The following is a 16,002-nucleotide window of genomic DNA, read 5'->3' as shown; positions in this document are numbered from 1 at the left end:
CTTGAGCCAAGTAACGATATGCCGCCCTTTTTTCAGGACTGTCGGGAATTTTTGCATCAATCAAAGAATCTAAGTCGTCTCTTACGCCGTTTCCGTCCTTATCAATCCCAAGAATCTTGATTCTCTCAGAATCGGCTTCCGCTGTTTCATTATCGCAACTATCTGCAAATATGGCGACAGCGAGTAATCCTAGAATACAACATATTTTGTAGAAAGGTTTCATAAGCTGTCTGTTTATGAAATACATTGAATGACCAATGAATATGAACAAGTATTGTAATACAAATGGTGACAGTCGCGGCAAGCGCGTGGAATGCTTCTAGTGGCAGTGTTATTGTATGACTAGCGTGAGTTTGAAGCTGGCGTCATCGTAAGTACTGACGGAGGTCGCATCTGACATTAAATATGTCAAGGTGTCATTATCAATTGATATGATTCTAAAGGGGTTGTCGTCATAACCTATGGATGTGTATGGCCCCCACCATCTATAGTCGTTGTATGATTGTACTCGTAATACAGGATATCCGTCCTGAAGCAGAATGTTGGAAACGGTTTTTGTCGATGGGTCGATAACATCATATCCGCCATAAGTGCCGAGTGTAACCCAAGAGCCGTCTGCTTTGGCGATGTCTATAGTTGATTCGGCTGCACTGTAATACCACAACAATTGGTATGTGACTGTGTTAAATATTTTTTCCCAATACGGAACGGTACTAAATGCATTTTCAATTGCTGCATTAATTTTTGAATAACTAGCCAAATGGGGATTATAATATGACTTCAGCCATTCATGGTAATGTCCGCTTTCGCCGCCAAAATCGCGCCCATCATCTGAACTATTTGGTTCACTTTCAGGAATGTCGTTTATTAAAGGAATTCTGAATGTGTTGAGTATCCAGTCATTGTCGTTTCCCAGAAACCAATTGGGATTTTTATCTGTTGGAACAGCTATGTTTAGCGAATAAAAATGTGATTTGTCTAAATCTGGGAACGAGTTAAAAGCTTCATAAGTGTACATACCTCCTTGTGAATGGCCAAGAACGATAGCACGGGATTTGTTGTTTGCGGATTCTGCTAAGGCGTTTCTTAATTTGGATTTAGTTGCTGTGTTTTCTCCAATGATGGGGATAGTCTCCATAATTATATTGTCTCTATATTCTGTAAATTCTTTAACCTTGTTTTCGTATTCACCATCTGATATCCAATTCAATAATTCGTCCATAATATAAAGCGAAGGAAGAAATAGCAAACTACCAATATCAGCCAAGAATTTTTCCTTTATTTCCAGTTCTTCCGCCTTAAGTAATATAGACTGAATTAAGTCTGTGTATATGTTGAACGATGTTTTATTGAATATCAATTCTGTAGAGATTGTATCTTGAGGGAAAAGAACTTGTATATCCTTTTTTATATAGGAAAAAAGCGATGCGAAATTATTTTGTGCCTTTAAATATGAGTTATAGCCAATACCATTTATTGCAAAAAAGTTGGTTCTAAAATAATAGTTGTTGGATAAAGACGCTTCTTTTCTCATTGCTTTAGAAAAAGACGTTCTGTTTTCGGTGGTAGATATGGAGTCAGAAAAAAATGATTTTGAAATGGCTGTTTTATTGTTTTTTCTTTTAATCTTTTGAAAATGATTTTTATTCTTCAAAAAATAGATTCCATTTGAAGGAAGACCTTCGTTGGAATTAATCAAATTTTCGATATTTTGGCATGAATTTATGTAAAGAATTTTTCCTGTTATGTCTACAATTTGACATGCATTCTCGGAACTCCAAGAGAAGTGTGTTGCGAAAATAAATAGAATGAGAATGGTTATATTTTTTTTCATTACTTCATTCTCTCCAGTCTTAAAATTTCGTTATAACCGTTCATTCCTGTGTCAACTAAATTAGCGTATTGCCTATCTGATTTTACTGCTACTGGCAGGTAATTCCCGATAAAAATTCTGTCTATTTTGTCGCCAAACATGATTCTTTCCATTGTGTTAAACAAGCGGGCTTCAAAAAGACTAAAATCGAGACTAGATTCGGCATTCGATTCTGCGATAAGTTCGATTCCTAACGATGTGAAAACTGCGTACGGTCGCATCTCCTCATATGTCATTTGTGGATTGTCATAAAAAGCAATCCATTGATTTTGTATAGCTTGTGCCAAATAACGGTAAGCAGCTCGTTTTTCTGGACTGTCAGGAATGTTTGCATCAATCAAAGAATCCAGGTCGTCTCTTACGCCGTTTCCGTCCTTGTCGTATCCAAGAATCTTGATTCTCGCAGTGTCAATCACCACCGTTTCATCGTAGCATTCGTTTGTCATGGACAGAAATAATTTTTCAGTATTTTCAAATGACGGATTAGAAGAAAAGGAATAATCCAGTTGATGTTCCCATGGGAACCAATATCTATAATGCAAACCAAATACGATACCAGATTTGTTTGGGAAATATTTATTCGGAGCTACGGAAGCATTTTGTTTTAGCCAAAAATGAATTTGATATGTAGTGTCTGTCAGTGTATCAATCTTATAATTCAAATTAGGCAAATACCAGTCATGTTCAAAAATAAATTCCTTGTTTGCATGGAATCTGTAACAAAAGGATAATTCCTTTAGTGTGTCCATGCTGTGGTTGAATACTCTTATTCTTATTGTGTTGTTGTCTAGAGAGTAGGGCTGCTCATTTCTAATTTCTGCTGTCAGGGGAATTAGATTAGCATTTACGGATGTGACGACGATAAGCATTCCCAAAATGCAGCCTATTTTATAAATGGGTTTCATGGGGTTTCCTTTTTTAAAACTCATGACGTGTTTATGGATAATATACTTTATTTTGAATGTATAGAGTTGTTTTTGTACAACATATCACTTGGGGGTAAAAATTTATCGCCCAAATGAATAAACGTTGTAACACAAACGATGACAGTCGCGGCAAGCGCGTGGAATGCTTCTAGTAGAAAATTTTCACGAGCAGCGTTCCGACGATAGTCGAGACGATGACGCTCGTAAGGCCCGGCAGCATGAAGCTGTGGTTCAGCAGGTACTTGCCGATGACGGTGGTGCCCGAACGGTCGAAGTTCACCGTCGCGATGTCGGAAGGATAGTTTGGGATGAAGAAGTACCCGTACACGCTCGGGAGTACGCCCAAAAGTACGGGGCCCTCGATGCCGAGGCTGTAGGCGAGCGGGACCATGGCGACCACGACCGCACCCTGCGAGTTGATGAGTACGCTCACGGCGAAGAACGCGAAGGCAATGGCCCACGGGTAGTGCTGTACGATGTCCTTGAGACCGCCCTGCATCACGTCCATGTAGTTCGCAAAGTAGGTGTCGGCGAGCCATGCGATTCCGTAGATGGCGACGACGGCGACCATGCCGCTCTGCCACACGGCGCCTGCGACGGCCTTCTTGGGGCTTGCCTTGCAGAAGATAATCATGAACGCCGCTGCCGAAATCATCACAATCTGGATGATGATGTTCATGGCGAGCGGCTTTACCTGCGCCACGCCGTCAACGACTTTGCCGGTCGGGAATTGCGGGCGGATGTCGTGGCCGATAATCTGGAAGATGGAGAACAGCACGATGACTGCGAGGGCGCCGAGGAAGATGAATACGGCGCGCTTCGCTTCTTTCGGGATTTCCTTGTCGAGCACGGAGGCGGTGCTCCCGTACATGTATTCCTTTGTCTGCGGGTCCTTGAGGCGCGCCTGGAAAGCGGGATCCTTGTCGAGGTCAAGCCCGCGTTTGTACGAGACGAGCGCTGCCGCCATGATGCCGCAGAGGCAAGCGGGAATCGTAATCGCGATGACCTGCAGGTTGTTCACATTGAATCCGTTCGCGTTCGAGATGATGACGAACGAGGCGACGGCTGCGGCGATGGGCGAGCAGGTGATGCCTACTTGCGATGCGACGGAAGCGACACCGCAGGGGCGTTCTGGGCGGATTCCCTGCTTGAGCGAGATGTCGCAGATGATGGGCATGAGGGTGTAGACCACGTGCCCCGTACCTACCAGCACGGTGAGGAAGAACGTGCAAAGCGGGGCGAGGAACGTGATGTGGCTCGGGTGCCTGCGCAGAAGCCTTTCCGCAAGCTGGATAAGCCAATCCATGCCGCCCGATGCCTGCATGATGCCCGCACATGTGACTGCCGCTATGATGATGTAGATGACGTCGGTGGGCGGGGTGCCCGGCTTGAGTCCGAATCCGAGCACCAGAATCGCAAGGCCGATTCCCGAAATCGCACCGAGGGCGAGGCTTCCGTATCGGGAGCCCACGTAGAGCGCGAGCAGTACAATTAGCAACTGGATAATCATCAGGGCCATGGCTTCCTCCGTGCGGCGTGTTTAAAAATAAACGTAATAAAAAATCCCGGATTATCCGCGGGCGTCTATAGCAAATAGTCCATGCGGATGTTTCGCATGCTTTCGAACAAGTTTGCCTTCAACGTGGAATTGCCCTTGGTGAGGCTCTTGATTTCTTCGCGGATGGTCTTGCGGTGCGACGCCTTCGAGAACTCGCAGGTGCAGGTGAACTTGCGGATGTCCGCGTCTTCGGCGTATTCGATGATTTCGCTTTCTTCGCAGTAGCACAGCGGGCGGATGATGCTGCACGGGTATTTTTCGTAGGGCACCATCGGGGGCATGCCGCTGAACTCGCCCTTGTAGAGCATGTTCATCAGGAGCGTTTCTACGATGTCGTCCATGTGGTGGCCGAGCGCTATCTTGTTGTAGCCGTTCTCGCGGGCGAACTTGATGAGCTCGGTGCGGCGCTGCGTGCTGCACCAGTAGCAGTTGAGCGTGCGGCCTTCCTTGAGCCTGCCTTCCACGGCGACGTCCTTGAAGAAGAACGGGATCTGCGGGTACTGCTCCGCCATGCGTTGCAGGAATTCACGGGGCGCCTTGTCCGCGAAGTCGCTCTGGATATGTATCGCGGCGATTTCGCAATCCGGCAAAAACTTTCCCATGCGGGCGGCAAGTTCCATCAGCAGCACGCTCGAATCCTTCCCGCCGCTCACGGCGACGAGCACCTTGTCACCGTCTTCAATCAAGTTGAAGTCGTGCAGCGCCTTGGTAATCTTCTTGCTGATGCGTTTGCGGATTGCGTTTGCCATTGACTTTTACGAAAAATGAAATGAGGGCCTAAAAAAGGGGCACGCTGATGCGGTGCCCCGATTTGAACAGTTTGAACCTCGCTCCTTAGTCGTCGTTCAGGTGCGTCGGCATCAGGAGGAAGCTGAACCCGAGGTTCTCGCCCACCGGTTCGATGATGCAGGCGCCAATCGGGTTGTTCATCTTCATGATGGTTTCTTCGCTCTTGCACATGCTGAAGATTTCAGTGAGGTAGCGTCCGTCGAACCCGATGCTGAAGTTGCCTTCGCCGTTGTGCGTCACCGCGATTGCTTCGCGGGAATCGCCGCCGACATCCGGGTCGCTTGCGGAAAGTTCCATGGTGTTGCCGTCGATCTGCAGGCGGACCTTGTGGGTGCGGGCGTTCGCCATGGCGAGCACGCTGCGCATCTTGTTCTGGAACTCGGTCGTGTTGAGCTGCACGGTGCGCTCGAAGTTCTGCGGGATGACCGCGCGGTAGTTCGGGTACGGTCCTTCGAACAGCTTGGAGATGACCTGCGTGGTGCCGGTGCTGAAGAGGATGTGCGTCGCGGATGTGCGGACCTCGACGGTTGCATCGGGCTTCACCATGTGGAGGATGAGCTGCAGGGCCTTCTTCGGGATGATGGCGCCGTTCGTGAGGTTTGCGCCTTCCTGTTCGATGACGGCGCGGCCCAGACGGTGGCCGTCGGTCGCAATCATGGAAATCACGCCGTCCTTCGCTTCGAGGTACACGCCGTTCAGGTTCAGACGGATGGTGTCGGTCGAACAGGCGAATGCGGTCTTTTCGGCGAGGAATGCGAGTTCGCTTGCCGCGAAGTTGAGGGCTTCGCCTTCAGAAACTTCGGGGAACGGGGGGAAGTCGCTTGCGTCAAAACCGGTGATGGAGGCCTTGCCCCTCTCGCTCCACTGGATGGTGGCGAGGAAGTCCTGGACGTCCATGGTGACGTTGGTGATGCTCGGATCTACGAGGCTCTTCACGATTTCAAGAAGTTTGCGTGCGTTGATGACGACCGAACCGTCGCGTTCTCCCTGGACTTCGACCTGGGCCCTGATACCGAGGTTCAGGTCCGTGGCGCTCACTTCGAGGAAGTTGCCTTCGAGGCGGAGGGCGAAGTTGTTGAGAATCTGGATGGTGGACTTGTTGGGCACGGCGTTGATTGCCGCCTGAAGTACATCCTGGAATGTGGTCTTGTCTATCACGAACCTCATGTTATGCACCTCTCTGGATGATTGTCGTACCCACGAAGAATACGACTGCTATTACCGCCAAAGCGACTATGACCCACTTGTTCATGGAATTCGTTTTCTTTGGCACGAAATTTTTAACGTTCTGTTTTGCACGTCTGCGTTCGCTTCGGCTCATGTTATGTCTCCATTGATTTTTTACACTGAAAAACTACTATTTTTTAGGGCCGAGCGAGGTAGGATGTATGAACGAAACGCCTTTTAACAAGATAAAAAGCGCCGCTGCGGGGTTTGCCGGCTCCGCCCTGGCTAGGGTTGAACTGGCATCGGAAGAAGGCCGTTTGAAAACCAGGTTCCAGGCGCTCGGGCAGAAGCTCTACAGGGCGGTTCAGGGCGACCTGCTCAACACCATCAAGAACGACGCCTCCGTAGTGGAGCTCATTGGCGAGATCGAAGAGACCCAGCGCCGTATCGCCGACCTCGAAAACAAGATTGGCGGGGAGAAGCGTTAACCCGTGCGCAAGATCGAAATACATGTTTTTGGCGACAGGACGTCCGGTGGCAAGAATTACCGCGTGTCCTTGTTGCGCCTTATCCTTATCCCGATAGCCATACTGCTTGCGATCGCGGGTTTTGTCCTGTTTTCGCCCATGCAGATTATAGACAACATATCAAACGACGACGTCATCTCGGTCTATCGCCAGAACAAGACTGTCAAGAAAGAAATCAAGGCTATCCGCGAGACGGTCGATGAATCCATCCTCAGGGCCGAGGAGACCAAGTTGCTCCGCGACAGCACCCTGAAACTGAGCGGCCTGGGATTCGCGCTCGACGATTTCGGTGGCGAGGAATACGTGCCGCTTTCTTCGCGCAAGAGCCTACGCGAAATCGAGAAGACCTTCAAGAATATGTTGGCGAGCCTGGAGAAGGATTCCGCGGTTGCCGCCGCGATTCCCGTGATTCACCCGCTCAAGAACGGGCATGCCGTGCGCAACCGTTTCGAGATGATTCGCGACCCCTTCACCGAAATCGAGCTTCCGCATCGCGGTATCGACTTTGTCGCCGACGTGGACGACACCGTGTACGCGACGGGTGCGGGCGTCGTGAGCGAGGTACGCGCGCACCGCGGTTTCGGGCTTTCCATCAAGATAACCCATTTCCCGAAGGTCCGCACGTTCTATGCGCATCTCGGGCATGCGCTGGTGCGTGAAGGCGAACGCGTGCGCCGCGGCGACCCCATCGCCACCATCAGCGAGAGCGGCCGCGAATCCGGCATCGGACTCCATTACGAAATCCGCGTGGACGGCGTACCCGTAAATCCCGAAGACTATTTTATTACTAAATGAAGCAAGCTCCTTTTGAACAGAACATCATCGCGATGGTATGGGACTGCGACAAGACGCTCATCAGTTCGTACATGCAGGACCCGCTTTTCAGGCATTACGGTGTCGACGGCGCGAAGTTCTGGAAAGAGGTGAATGCGCTCAAGGTCCGCTATGCGGAACAGGGCATATCGGTAAATTCCGATACGAGCTACCTGAACCATATCCTCACTTACGTGAAGGCGGGCATATTTAAGGGCCTGAACAACGCCCTGCTGCGCGAATTCGGGAAGGAACTCGTGTTCTACCCCGGGCTTCCCGATTTCTTTGCCGGGGTGAAAAACCTCATTGCCGAAGACCCGAAGTACAAGGCGTTTGACATCCGGCTGGAACATTACGTTGTTAGTACTGGGTTTGCGGAAACTATCCGCGGGAGCGCCATCGCGCCCCATGTGGACGGGATTTTTGGCTGCGAATTCATCGAGGACGCCTTGCAGCCCGGATTCCTTGACGGCGCCGCTCCGGCTGTATGCCCCGCGGGTTCGGGGTCTTCGGCCGGCCGCGAAATCACCCAGATTGCGTGCGCCCTCGACAACACGTCCAAGACCCGCTACCTCTTTGAAATAAACAAGGGGAGCAACAGGTATCCCGAAACTATCGACGTGAATTCCTCCATCGCCCGCGAAAGCAGGCGCGTGCCCTTCGAGAACATGGTTTACATCGCCGACGGCCCCTCCGACGTGCCGGCGTTCAGCATCCTGAACTACAATGGCGGAAGCACGTTCGCGGTGTACCCGAAGGGCGATGTCAAGGCCTTCCGGCAGGTGGAAATGCTGCGTCGCGATGGCCGCGTGCAGATGTTCGGCGAGGCGGACTATCAGGAGGCGAGCCAGTCCTGGCTCTGGCTTACCGAGAAGGTGCGCTCCATCGCCGACAGGATTGTCGCCCGCAAGCAGGAGGCGATCCGCAGCAGCGCCGGCACCCCTCCGGCTCATCTGTCATGACCGTTCGCGCTTGACTCGTGTAAGGCGGTTCGGGCTCACTTCGCATGGCCGTTCACGCCTAATTCCGACACAATTCTTGTTATATTTATGCTACTTAAAAGCGGCGTTCCGTGCGAGGATAGCCGTTTTTGGGTGCTTTTGATTTCAATCAGGTTTTACACTACTTTTTAGGACTGTTAATGACGAACAAGTGCAAACGTGGAATTTTGATTAGCAAGACGCCCTATGAAACCCGCTATGCCATCATGGAAGATGGCGAACTTGCGGAACTCGTAGTCGATGGCGCTTCTTCCAATCCGATTCTCGGCAATATTTATAAGGGCGTTGTTAAGAAGGTCGTTCCGGCAGCGAAACTGGCATATGTGGACGTGGGTCTCGGTACCGACGGAGTCCTCTACCAGAACGAAGCCGTCGACAGGAATGCCTCTTTTTCCCGTGCGTCTGACGACGATGATGATTCGCATTCGGAAGTTGCCATAGAGAAGGCGCTCCGCGAAGGCGACGAAATCATGGTGCAGGTGAACAGGGAGCCCGAAGGCAACAAGGGCGCCGGGCTTACCATGCGCCTGCTCATTCCCGGGAACCTCCTGGTCTGCATGCCGAATTCAGACTTTATCGGCGTCTCCAAGCATGAACGCGATATGTCTCGCCGCCGCGAAGTCAAGGGGATGGTCAACCGTCTCAAGGCAAGCGACGTGGGCTACATCGTGCGTACCGAAGGCATGAACGCCACCGAAGAGGAACTGCAGCAGCAGATGCGCCTCCTCGAGGCCAAGTGGGGCCGCACCAAGGACAATTTTGCGGGTGCCGCTCCTGGCGCCTGCATTTACGAGGAATCCAATCCTGCGGGCCGCTGCATCGGCGAATACTTCAACGAGAACACCGACTACGTGTATGTCGACAACCGCGACGAATACTTCACGCTGCGTGACTACCTGCGCGAAGTCGCTCCCGACATGCTGGACAAGGTGAAGCTCTGGAGCTCCAGCGAGAGCCTGTTCGAATACTTCAAGATAGAGAACGACTATGCGCGCTCCCTGCAGCGCCAGGTGCCGCTTTCCCGCGGCGGGAACCTCGTTATCGAACAGACCGAGGCTCTCCTCTCCATCGACGTGAACACCGGACCGAAGGTGCACGGCAAGGACCAGAGCAAAATCATCCTCGAGACCAATATCGACGCCTGCCGCGAAATCGCGAAGCAGCTTAGGCTCAGGGATATCGACGGGTTCGTCATCGTCGACTTCATCGACATGGAATCCGATGCCGACCGCGAGACGGTGTACCAGGAATTCTGCAAGGCCGCCCGCCGTGACAAGGCGACGGTGATGCCTTCGCCCATAAGCCAGTTCGGCCTCATGGAAATTACCCGCAAGCGCGTCCGTGATGATTCCGGCAAGACCAAGGCGTGCCCGGTGTGCCAGGGCGGTGGCCGCATCGCGACCCTCGAATCCGCGCTCGGCATGATCGACCGCTGGATGGCGCGCGCCCATGCGAAGGGCAACCTGAAGAACGTGACGCTCGTGCTCAGCGCTCCGATGGTGGAGGTCCTCGTCCGCGACAGGGCCAGGATGCTGCACTACCTCGAAGACAAGCACCGCATGAAGGTCGAGCTCGTTCAGGACGACCATGCGCACGTGAACCAGTTCTGGATGTTCAATGCCGAAAAGGAAGACATCACGGATCTGTACAACTTCGCGGAATCCGACGCTCCGGCGACATCTGCCCGTCCCAAGCGCGGCAGGGAACGCAGCCGCAACAAGTGCAAGCGCGAAATCCTTATCAGCAAGACTCCTTACGAAAAGCGCATCGCCATCATGGAAGACGGCGAACTTGCGGAACTGGTCGTGGAAAGCGTGTCGTCGACGCGCGTGCTCGGCAACATCTACAAGGGCGTGGTGCAGAAGGTTTTGCCCGCGCTCAAGGCCGCGTTTATCGATATCGGCATGGAGAAGGCCGGCTTCCTGCATCAGGACGATGCGATGGACCGTAGCGAACTCCTGCGCCGCGAATACGGTGACGACGATGACGAGGGCGGTCCGTCCAAGGAAATCTCCATCGACGAGATTCTTAAGGAAGGCCAGGAAATCATGGTGCAGGTGGTGAAGGAACCCATCAGCACCAAGGGTGCCCGTCTTACGACCCACCTGAGCTTTGCGGGGCGCTTCCTCGTGTGCATGCCGGGAACGAACTTCATCGGCGTCTCCAAGCGCGAACGCGATCCGGCCAAGCGCCGCGAGTTCAAGAAGGTCGTCCGCCGCCTCAAGGGCCGCGACGTGGGTTACATCGTCCGCACGAACGGCCTGAACGAATCTGAATTCGAAATCCGCAAGCAGATGCGCGAGCTCGAGAGCAAGTGGGAACAAACGAAGTTCAACTTCGCGAACCAGCCTGCCGAAACCTGCATCTACGAGGAATCCGATTCCATCGAGCAGACGGTGCGCGAATACTTCGGCGAGAATACCGACTTCGTGTACATCGACAACCGCGAGGAATTCATCGCCCTGCGCGATTACCTGAAGGTGCTTTCTCCGGACAAGCTCAACAAGGTGAAGCTCTGGAATTCCAACGAGAGCCTCTTCGAACACTTCAAGATCGAAAACGATTACGCGCGCTCCCTGCAGCGCCGCATCCCGCTGTTCAACGGCGGCAATCTCGTTATCGAGCAGACCGAGGCGCTCGTTTCCATCGACGTGAACATGGGCAAGCCTCGCGGCAAGGACCGCAACAGGCAGGCGCTCGACACGAACATCGAGGCGTGCCGCGAAATCGCGAAGCAGCTCCGCATGCGCGACGTGGGCGGCCTCATCATCATCAAGTTCATCGAGATGGCTGCCGATTCCGACCGCGATTCCGTGTACCAGGAATTCCGCAAGGCGATCCGCCGCGACAAGGCGCCTATCAGTCCCGCGCAGATTAGCAAGTTCGGCCTGATGGAAGTGACCCGCAAGCGCGTCCGCGTGAACCTGATGACCGAGAAGACGGAAATCTGCCCGGTATGCCAGGGCGGCGGACGTATCGCCATGCTCGAATCTACGATGGGCGAAATCGACCGCTGGATGGGCCGTGCGCGCAACAAGGGCAAGATTCGCGAAGTCACCCTGGTGGTGAGCACCGCGATGGTCGACGCCCTGTGTGCCGATTCCTGCCGCATGTACCGCTACCTCGAAAGCAAGCACGGACTGCGCATCAACCTCGTCGAAGACGAATGCGCCTACGTGAACCAGTTCTGGATGCTCGACAAGGCGGGCGAGGATATGACCGAACTCTACGGCACTGTGTAGAGTAAAGAACGGAGTTCGTCGCTTGGCGTGACGAACGGACGGTATTAAAAAAGGGTCTGCGGTATTGCCGCAGGCCCTTTTATTTTACCCGAGAGAGATTATCTTCTGTTCTTTTTCTTTTTGTTATTTTCGTTGTCCTTCAGGATGGCGCCCAGGTCAAGCGTGTTCTTGCCGCCGCGGCGCACGCCCCACAGAAGGTCGCGCGTGATGTCGGTGGCGGTCTTCTTGCCTACGACTACCTTCATGTGCAGGCGGGCGATGTAGACGCCCGTGCCGGCGAGGCGGCCGTCCTTGGCGCGCATATTCCAGGCGAGGAACAGGTTACCGGTATTCACGAGACATCCTTCTTCTCCGTAGACTTCCTTGTCGGAGCAGAGGATGGTGCCGGAACTGCCGCCCACGTAGTTGCCGAGGTGCGTGTAGTAGAACGTTTCGTACTTGAGCTTCACGTCGTCGGGCTTCACGAGGGTGAGCGTGCCGTCGCGGAACTGGTCAAGGTTGCTAGCCGTGATGGTTCCGTTCTTGATGGCGTCGATGACTTCTTCGCTTACGCCGGCCTTCTTCAGGTCCTTCTCCGAGATGGTCCCGTCGATGATATCCTGGAAGAGCTTGCTCACGTCCTTGTTGGCGGCGGGCGAGATGTTCACGACGGTGTCGCGGCTCGCTTCGATACCGCTCTGTACGTATTCTTCGAACAGCGCGAGGTCTTCGTCGTTCAACTTCTTCTTGTAGTTGTCGGCGGTTATCGATCCGTCAAGCACGCCCTGGAAGGCTTCGTCGCTGAATCCGCTGATGGAGCCGGATTCAATCAACGCAATAAGCTGGGCGACCGATTCCTCTTCGGTGATTTCGGTTACCGTGTAGGTGGTGTCGTCCTTGCCCGCATTCAGGAGCGTCGAGATGAGCGCGTCGAGGCTTGCGATTTCTTCGGCGGTCTGTGTCGCGATGAGTTCCGCGACATCGAACCCGACGAGGTGACCCTGCACGCCGAGGGAATCAGCCACGGCCTTCGCGTCGGCGTCGGTATTCGAGATGAGGAACGGAGATGTCGTACCTGCCGTGTCGATAATCGGGTTCTCGGCCGAAATCGGGCGCACGTCGGTACCGGTAATCTGCATATCCTGCTGGCCGGAGATTCTCACCATCGGCGTGTACTTGTGAGGCTTGTTGTTGCTCAGGTCGAGAGCCACGTTTACGGAGCCTCCGCCTTCGCCAGGTACAAAGCCTACAGAGTCGCCCACGGAGGGAATTACCGCATCGACGGTGGTCATCGTGAACAGCAGGTCCATCTTGCTGTTGGAAGAACCCTTGTCGGCGCCGATCGGCTTTTCCGGGTCTACGACTGCGCCGGAGCGGACGCATACGTATCTGAACATGTCCTTGAAGAACTGTCTCGTGGAATCGGTGATGGCCTCGCTGAACGAGAGGCTCAGCACGTGACCGTTCTTGGTGATACTCTTGACGGCCTGCATCACTATCGGGTTTACGCCGTCCGTAAGCGGGTCGGCCGCGATATGGAAGTGATAGCTCTTGCCGCCTTCCTTATAGGTGAACCAGGTATCCACGCTTCCGTTGTAGACGCCTTCCTTGCCGCCGGTGAAGATGAGCGAGCTGAATCCGCAGTGCTTCTTCGGTTCGCAGGTCTTGCTGGAGACGATGGAGATGTCGGTCTGGTTGTTGTGGATGTCGTAGGTCGACTGAACCGGGAATCCTTCACCGAACGCGAACTGCAGGGAGTCGAGCTTGTTGTCGCCACCGAGCTTGCGGTCGAAGTGGATGAACACGCTATCGCCCTTTCCGTCGCCGTTGCGGTCGAAAATCTTCGCGAGCGAGATTCTCGGGATGGGCGGTTCCTGGAATACGAGCTTTATCCACGACGAGGCGGAAGATGCCGTGCCCTTCGCTTGCAGGGTGACGCCCGAGACGGGGGCGTTCGCGATGACATAGAAGCTTGCACGTCCGCTGGAATCGAGGGTTACCTTGCCGATGGGCTTGCCGTTCTCGTCGACGATTTGCATCTTCGGGTCGGACGATGTCAGGGAGACGTTCTGGTTATAGATGGACACCTGCGCCCATTCTTCGAGGAACATCACCTGCACCTTGTACTTCTCGTAAGCCCACTTGCCAATCTGGAGCGTATCGCCCGAAACCTGCGCTCCCAAGGACTGCCACCTCTCGGTTGCGAACACGAGCGTCGGGACCTTGTACGGCGGGATGGTGAACCAAACGCCGGTCTTCTGCGAGGGGTCGGACTTCAGGGTGATTTCCAAGTAGTAGTGGCCCGGGGCAAGACCGTTGTTCTCGACGATCCTTGCGGTATCGATGGTGAACCTGGTCCAGCTTTCATCAATCATGATGCCTTCGTACCACCACTTGTTCGTAGCGTCGAGCATTACGCCTGCTTCACCGAGATTGTTACCGGTCAGGCGGTAGTTGGAGGGGCCTTCGGTCGTATCGATCAAGCCGCCATCGTTGGCGTCGAAGTCGCAGCTAAGGGCGTCGCCCTTCGTAATCTGCCAGACGGTGTAATTCTTGGGGCTCCAGGGCTGTCCTGTCGCGATCGCGTTGAGCGAGTCGCTCGTGAGGAAGATGCTCGCGTCGGTGTGCAGGTCCATGGAGGTGCGCATCATGAAGTTCGACGAGCTGGTGTGGCGTTCCACGTAGAAGATGTGGAAGGGATATTCCTGGCCTTCGACGAGGCCGAGGGTGTCGAGATCCACGGCGCCGCTCACTTCGGCGTGCTGGCCACCGATATCCACGACGAGTCTGTTGTTGATGAACACCCACACGTCGTCGTCGCCCTTGAATTCGAACTTCTGTCCGCGGACGTATTCGAACTTGGCCTGGAACTTCATCGTGAAGCCGAAGTTGTGGTAACCGCCGCTTCCGTTCAGGTGGTCATAGAAGATATTGGGAACGGTCTGCGCTTCGTCGAGGTATTGGAAGTCATCCAGGAAGAAGAGGCCCCTTTCTGGGCTTTGGCTGTTCTTCTGCCCGAACCAGTAACCTTCTTTGTCGAGTTCGAGGTCGAGGTTGCGGCAGGTGGAGTTCGTGTATTTTTTGCCCGCGGCGTCCTGGCCTATTTCGAGAGGCAGGAACCAGTAGTCGAGCCAGTCGGTTCCGTTACAGTCTGCGGGGAAGTTCGAGCTGTTGCGTTTGGGCACGCCGTTTGCGCCGAGCACCGGTTCCACCATGCCCAGCATGGCTCTGCCTCCGGTGGACTGGCAGCCACCGCTACCGAAGTCGTTACTGATGAGGTAGGCGTAGTTATCGAGGAGGGAATCCTTGGAGGCGTTATTGCCGCCGAGCCAAATTTTCTGGCCATCAGTTCTATCGAATTCGCCGTCACCGAAGGTGCCGTGCAGCCAGTCGAACATCATCACCGAGATGGTGCGTGTCGGGCAGGGGCCGAGAATTCCCGGGTATTCCGCAAAAACTTCTGGTGCGCCGTTCTTGAAGCTCTGGATCCAGAGCGTATCGCTCAGGGCGGCGACGCTGTCAAGCAGGATTTCATTGAACATGGGGAGGGCGCCCGTGGCGACTTCCTCATTGCCTTCAGCACCTACGTAGGTATTACCGATGGTCTGCTTGAAGCGGACGAAGAAATTCCCCGCTGGTTGTTGTGTTCTGGCCTCGAACCAGCCGCAGTAGTTCTTGACTGCGGTCATGATGGTTTCCTGACCGTTAATAATCATGACGGCCGAGGTATTAGTCCAAGAGGGCATGAACCTGATAACGGTTCTGCCGCTTCCGGGGCCGTCGGAAGTAGATGAAGAGCTCCTGTCACGCGGACCAAACTGTGCGCTAGCGCACACTGCCATGGCTAAAGTGAGCAGGAAAACTCGAGTGATAGACTTATACCACACAATACTCGCTCCTTTCTAAACTAAACCCAATCCTAGGGCGATATACTAAATATATCCTATTTTTGCCCTAAATGCCAACTATATAATATTTTACACTGCAATAAAATGTGCGAAAAAGGGGTGATTTTTGCCCCTTTTTGGTAAAAAAAATCCTTTGGAACCAAAAGTATCAGAATTTTCGGTTTTATGGGCATGTTTTTTGCTCTCCAAATATCCTATTTTTATCGCGTAAAGTTTTAA

At 53.4% G+C, this 16,002-nt stretch carries 10 protein-coding genes and 1 pseudogene; 4 read left to right on the top strand and 7 right to left on the bottom strand.

From position 1 onward, the window contains the following. The 6 genes and pseudogenes from IK012_RS03830 to dnaN all read right to left on the bottom strand — a co-directional run. Positions 1–223: pseudogene (locus tag IK012_RS03830) on the bottom strand (hypothetical protein); the annotation flags it as partial. A gap of 108 nt (positions 224–331) precedes the next feature. Then, complete coding sequence (locus IK012_RS03825) at positions 332–1,834, bottom strand: hypothetical protein (RefSeq protein ID WP_290950749.1); 1,503 nt, start codon at positions 1,832–1,834, stop codon at positions 332–334. After that, positions 1,834–2,802 (bottom strand): hypothetical protein, encoded by a 969-nt coding sequence (locus tag IK012_RS03820; protein ID WP_290950746.1) that lies wholly within the window; start codon positions 2,800–2,802, stop codon positions 1,834–1,836. Before IK012_RS03820 ends, IK012_RS03825 begins: the two co-directional genes overlap by 1 nt. A 145-nt stretch (positions 2,803–2,947) precedes the next feature. Continuing rightward, complete coding sequence (locus IK012_RS03815; RefSeq protein ID WP_290950743.1) at positions 2,948–4,318, bottom strand: anaerobic C4-dicarboxylate transporter; 1,371 nt, start codon at positions 4,316–4,318, stop codon at positions 2,948–2,950. Between the two features lie 65 nt (positions 4,319–4,383). After that, a complete protein-coding gene (locus IK012_RS03810; protein WP_290950739.1) occupies positions 4,384–5,106 on the bottom strand; it encodes a tRNA 2-thiocytidine biosynthesis TtcA family protein in 723 nt (240 codons plus the stop codon). 85 nt (positions 5,107–5,191) lie between these two features. After that, positions 5,192–6,313: a DNA polymerase III subunit beta gene (dnaN, locus tag IK012_RS03805; protein ID WP_173343687.1), complete on the bottom strand. Its 1,122-nt coding sequence runs from the start codon at positions 6,311–6,313 to the stop codon at positions 5,192–5,194. A 221-nt stretch (positions 6,314–6,534) separates the two neighbouring features. Between dnaN and IK012_RS03800 the strand changes: the two genes are divergently transcribed. From IK012_RS03800 to IK012_RS03785, 4 genes are all read left to right on the top strand, one after another. Next, entirely contained in the window at positions 6,535–6,801 is a 267-nt protein-coding gene (locus IK012_RS03800; RefSeq protein ID WP_290950735.1) for a hypothetical protein, read from the top strand. A 3-nt stretch (positions 6,802–6,804) separates the two neighbouring features. Further along, positions 6,805–7,635 carry a peptidoglycan DD-metalloendopeptidase family protein gene (locus tag IK012_RS03795; RefSeq protein WP_290950732.1) on the top strand — a complete coding sequence of 277 codons (831 nt, stop codon included), beginning with the start codon at positions 6,805–6,807 and terminating at the stop codon, positions 7,633–7,635. Beyond that, positions 7,632–8,615 carry a hypothetical protein gene (locus IK012_RS03790; RefSeq protein ID WP_290950729.1) on the top strand — a complete coding sequence of 328 codons (984 nt, stop codon included), beginning with the start codon at positions 7,632–7,634 and terminating at the stop codon, positions 8,613–8,615. Before IK012_RS03795 ends, IK012_RS03790 begins: the two co-directional genes overlap by 4 nt. A 179-nt stretch (positions 8,616–8,794) precedes the next feature. Further along, the gene (locus IK012_RS03785) at positions 8,795–11,896 is read left to right on the top strand and encodes an Rne/Rng family ribonuclease (RefSeq protein WP_290950725.1); all 3,102 of its coding nucleotides are present in this window, start codon (positions 8,795–8,797) and stop codon (positions 11,894–11,896) included. A 98-nt stretch (positions 11,897–11,994) separates the two neighbouring features. Here the strand turns inward: IK012_RS03785 and IK012_RS03780 are convergent, their stop codons facing one another. Continuing rightward, complete coding sequence (locus tag IK012_RS03780) at positions 11,995–15,591, bottom strand: fibro-slime domain-containing protein (RefSeq protein ID WP_290950717.1); 3,597 nt, start codon at positions 15,589–15,591, stop codon at positions 11,995–11,997. Positions 15,592–16,002 lie beyond the last annotated feature (411 nt).

It is taken from the genome of Fibrobacter sp., from assembly GCF_017551775.1.
In the GTDB taxonomy this organism is placed as follows: domain Bacteria; phylum Fibrobacterota; class Fibrobacteria; order Fibrobacterales; family Fibrobacteraceae; genus Fibrobacter.
Note: the sequence above shows the minus strand (reverse complement) of the source record. Positions and strands in the feature narration are given on the sequence as shown.

Bases quoted from the DNA above. Each gene is read 5' to 3' on its own strand.
- IK012_RS03825 (WP_290950749.1), bottom strand. From the start codon at position 1,834: ATGAAAAAAAATATAACCATTCTCATTCTATTTATTTTCGCAACACAC.
- IK012_RS03820 (WP_290950746.1), bottom strand. From the start codon at position 2,802: ATGAGTTTTAAAAAAGGAAACCCCATGAAACCCATTTATAAAATAGGC.
- IK012_RS03815 (WP_290950743.1), bottom strand. From the start codon at position 4,318: ATGGCCCTGATGATTATCCAGTTGCTAATTGTACTGCTCGCGCTCTAC.
- IK012_RS03810 (WP_290950739.1), bottom strand. From the start codon at position 5,106: ATGGCAAACGCAATCCGCAAACGCATCAGCAAGAAGATTACCAAGGCG.
- dnaN (WP_173343687.1), bottom strand. From the start codon at position 6,313: ATGAGGTTCGTGATAGACAAGACCACATTCCAGGATGTACTTCAGGCG.
- IK012_RS03800 (WP_290950735.1), top strand. From the start codon at position 6,535: ATGAACGAAACGCCTTTTAACAAGATAAAAAGCGCCGCTGCGGGGTTT.
- IK012_RS03790 (WP_290950729.1), top strand. From the start codon at position 7,632: ATGAAGCAAGCTCCTTTTGAACAGAACATCATCGCGATGGTATGGGAC.
- IK012_RS03785 (WP_290950725.1), top strand. From the start codon at position 8,795: ATGACGAACAAGTGCAAACGTGGAATTTTGATTAGCAAGACGCCCTAT.
- IK012_RS03780 (WP_290950717.1), bottom strand. From the start codon at position 15,591: ATGATTATTAACGGTCAGGAAACCATCATGACCGCAGTCAAGAACTAC.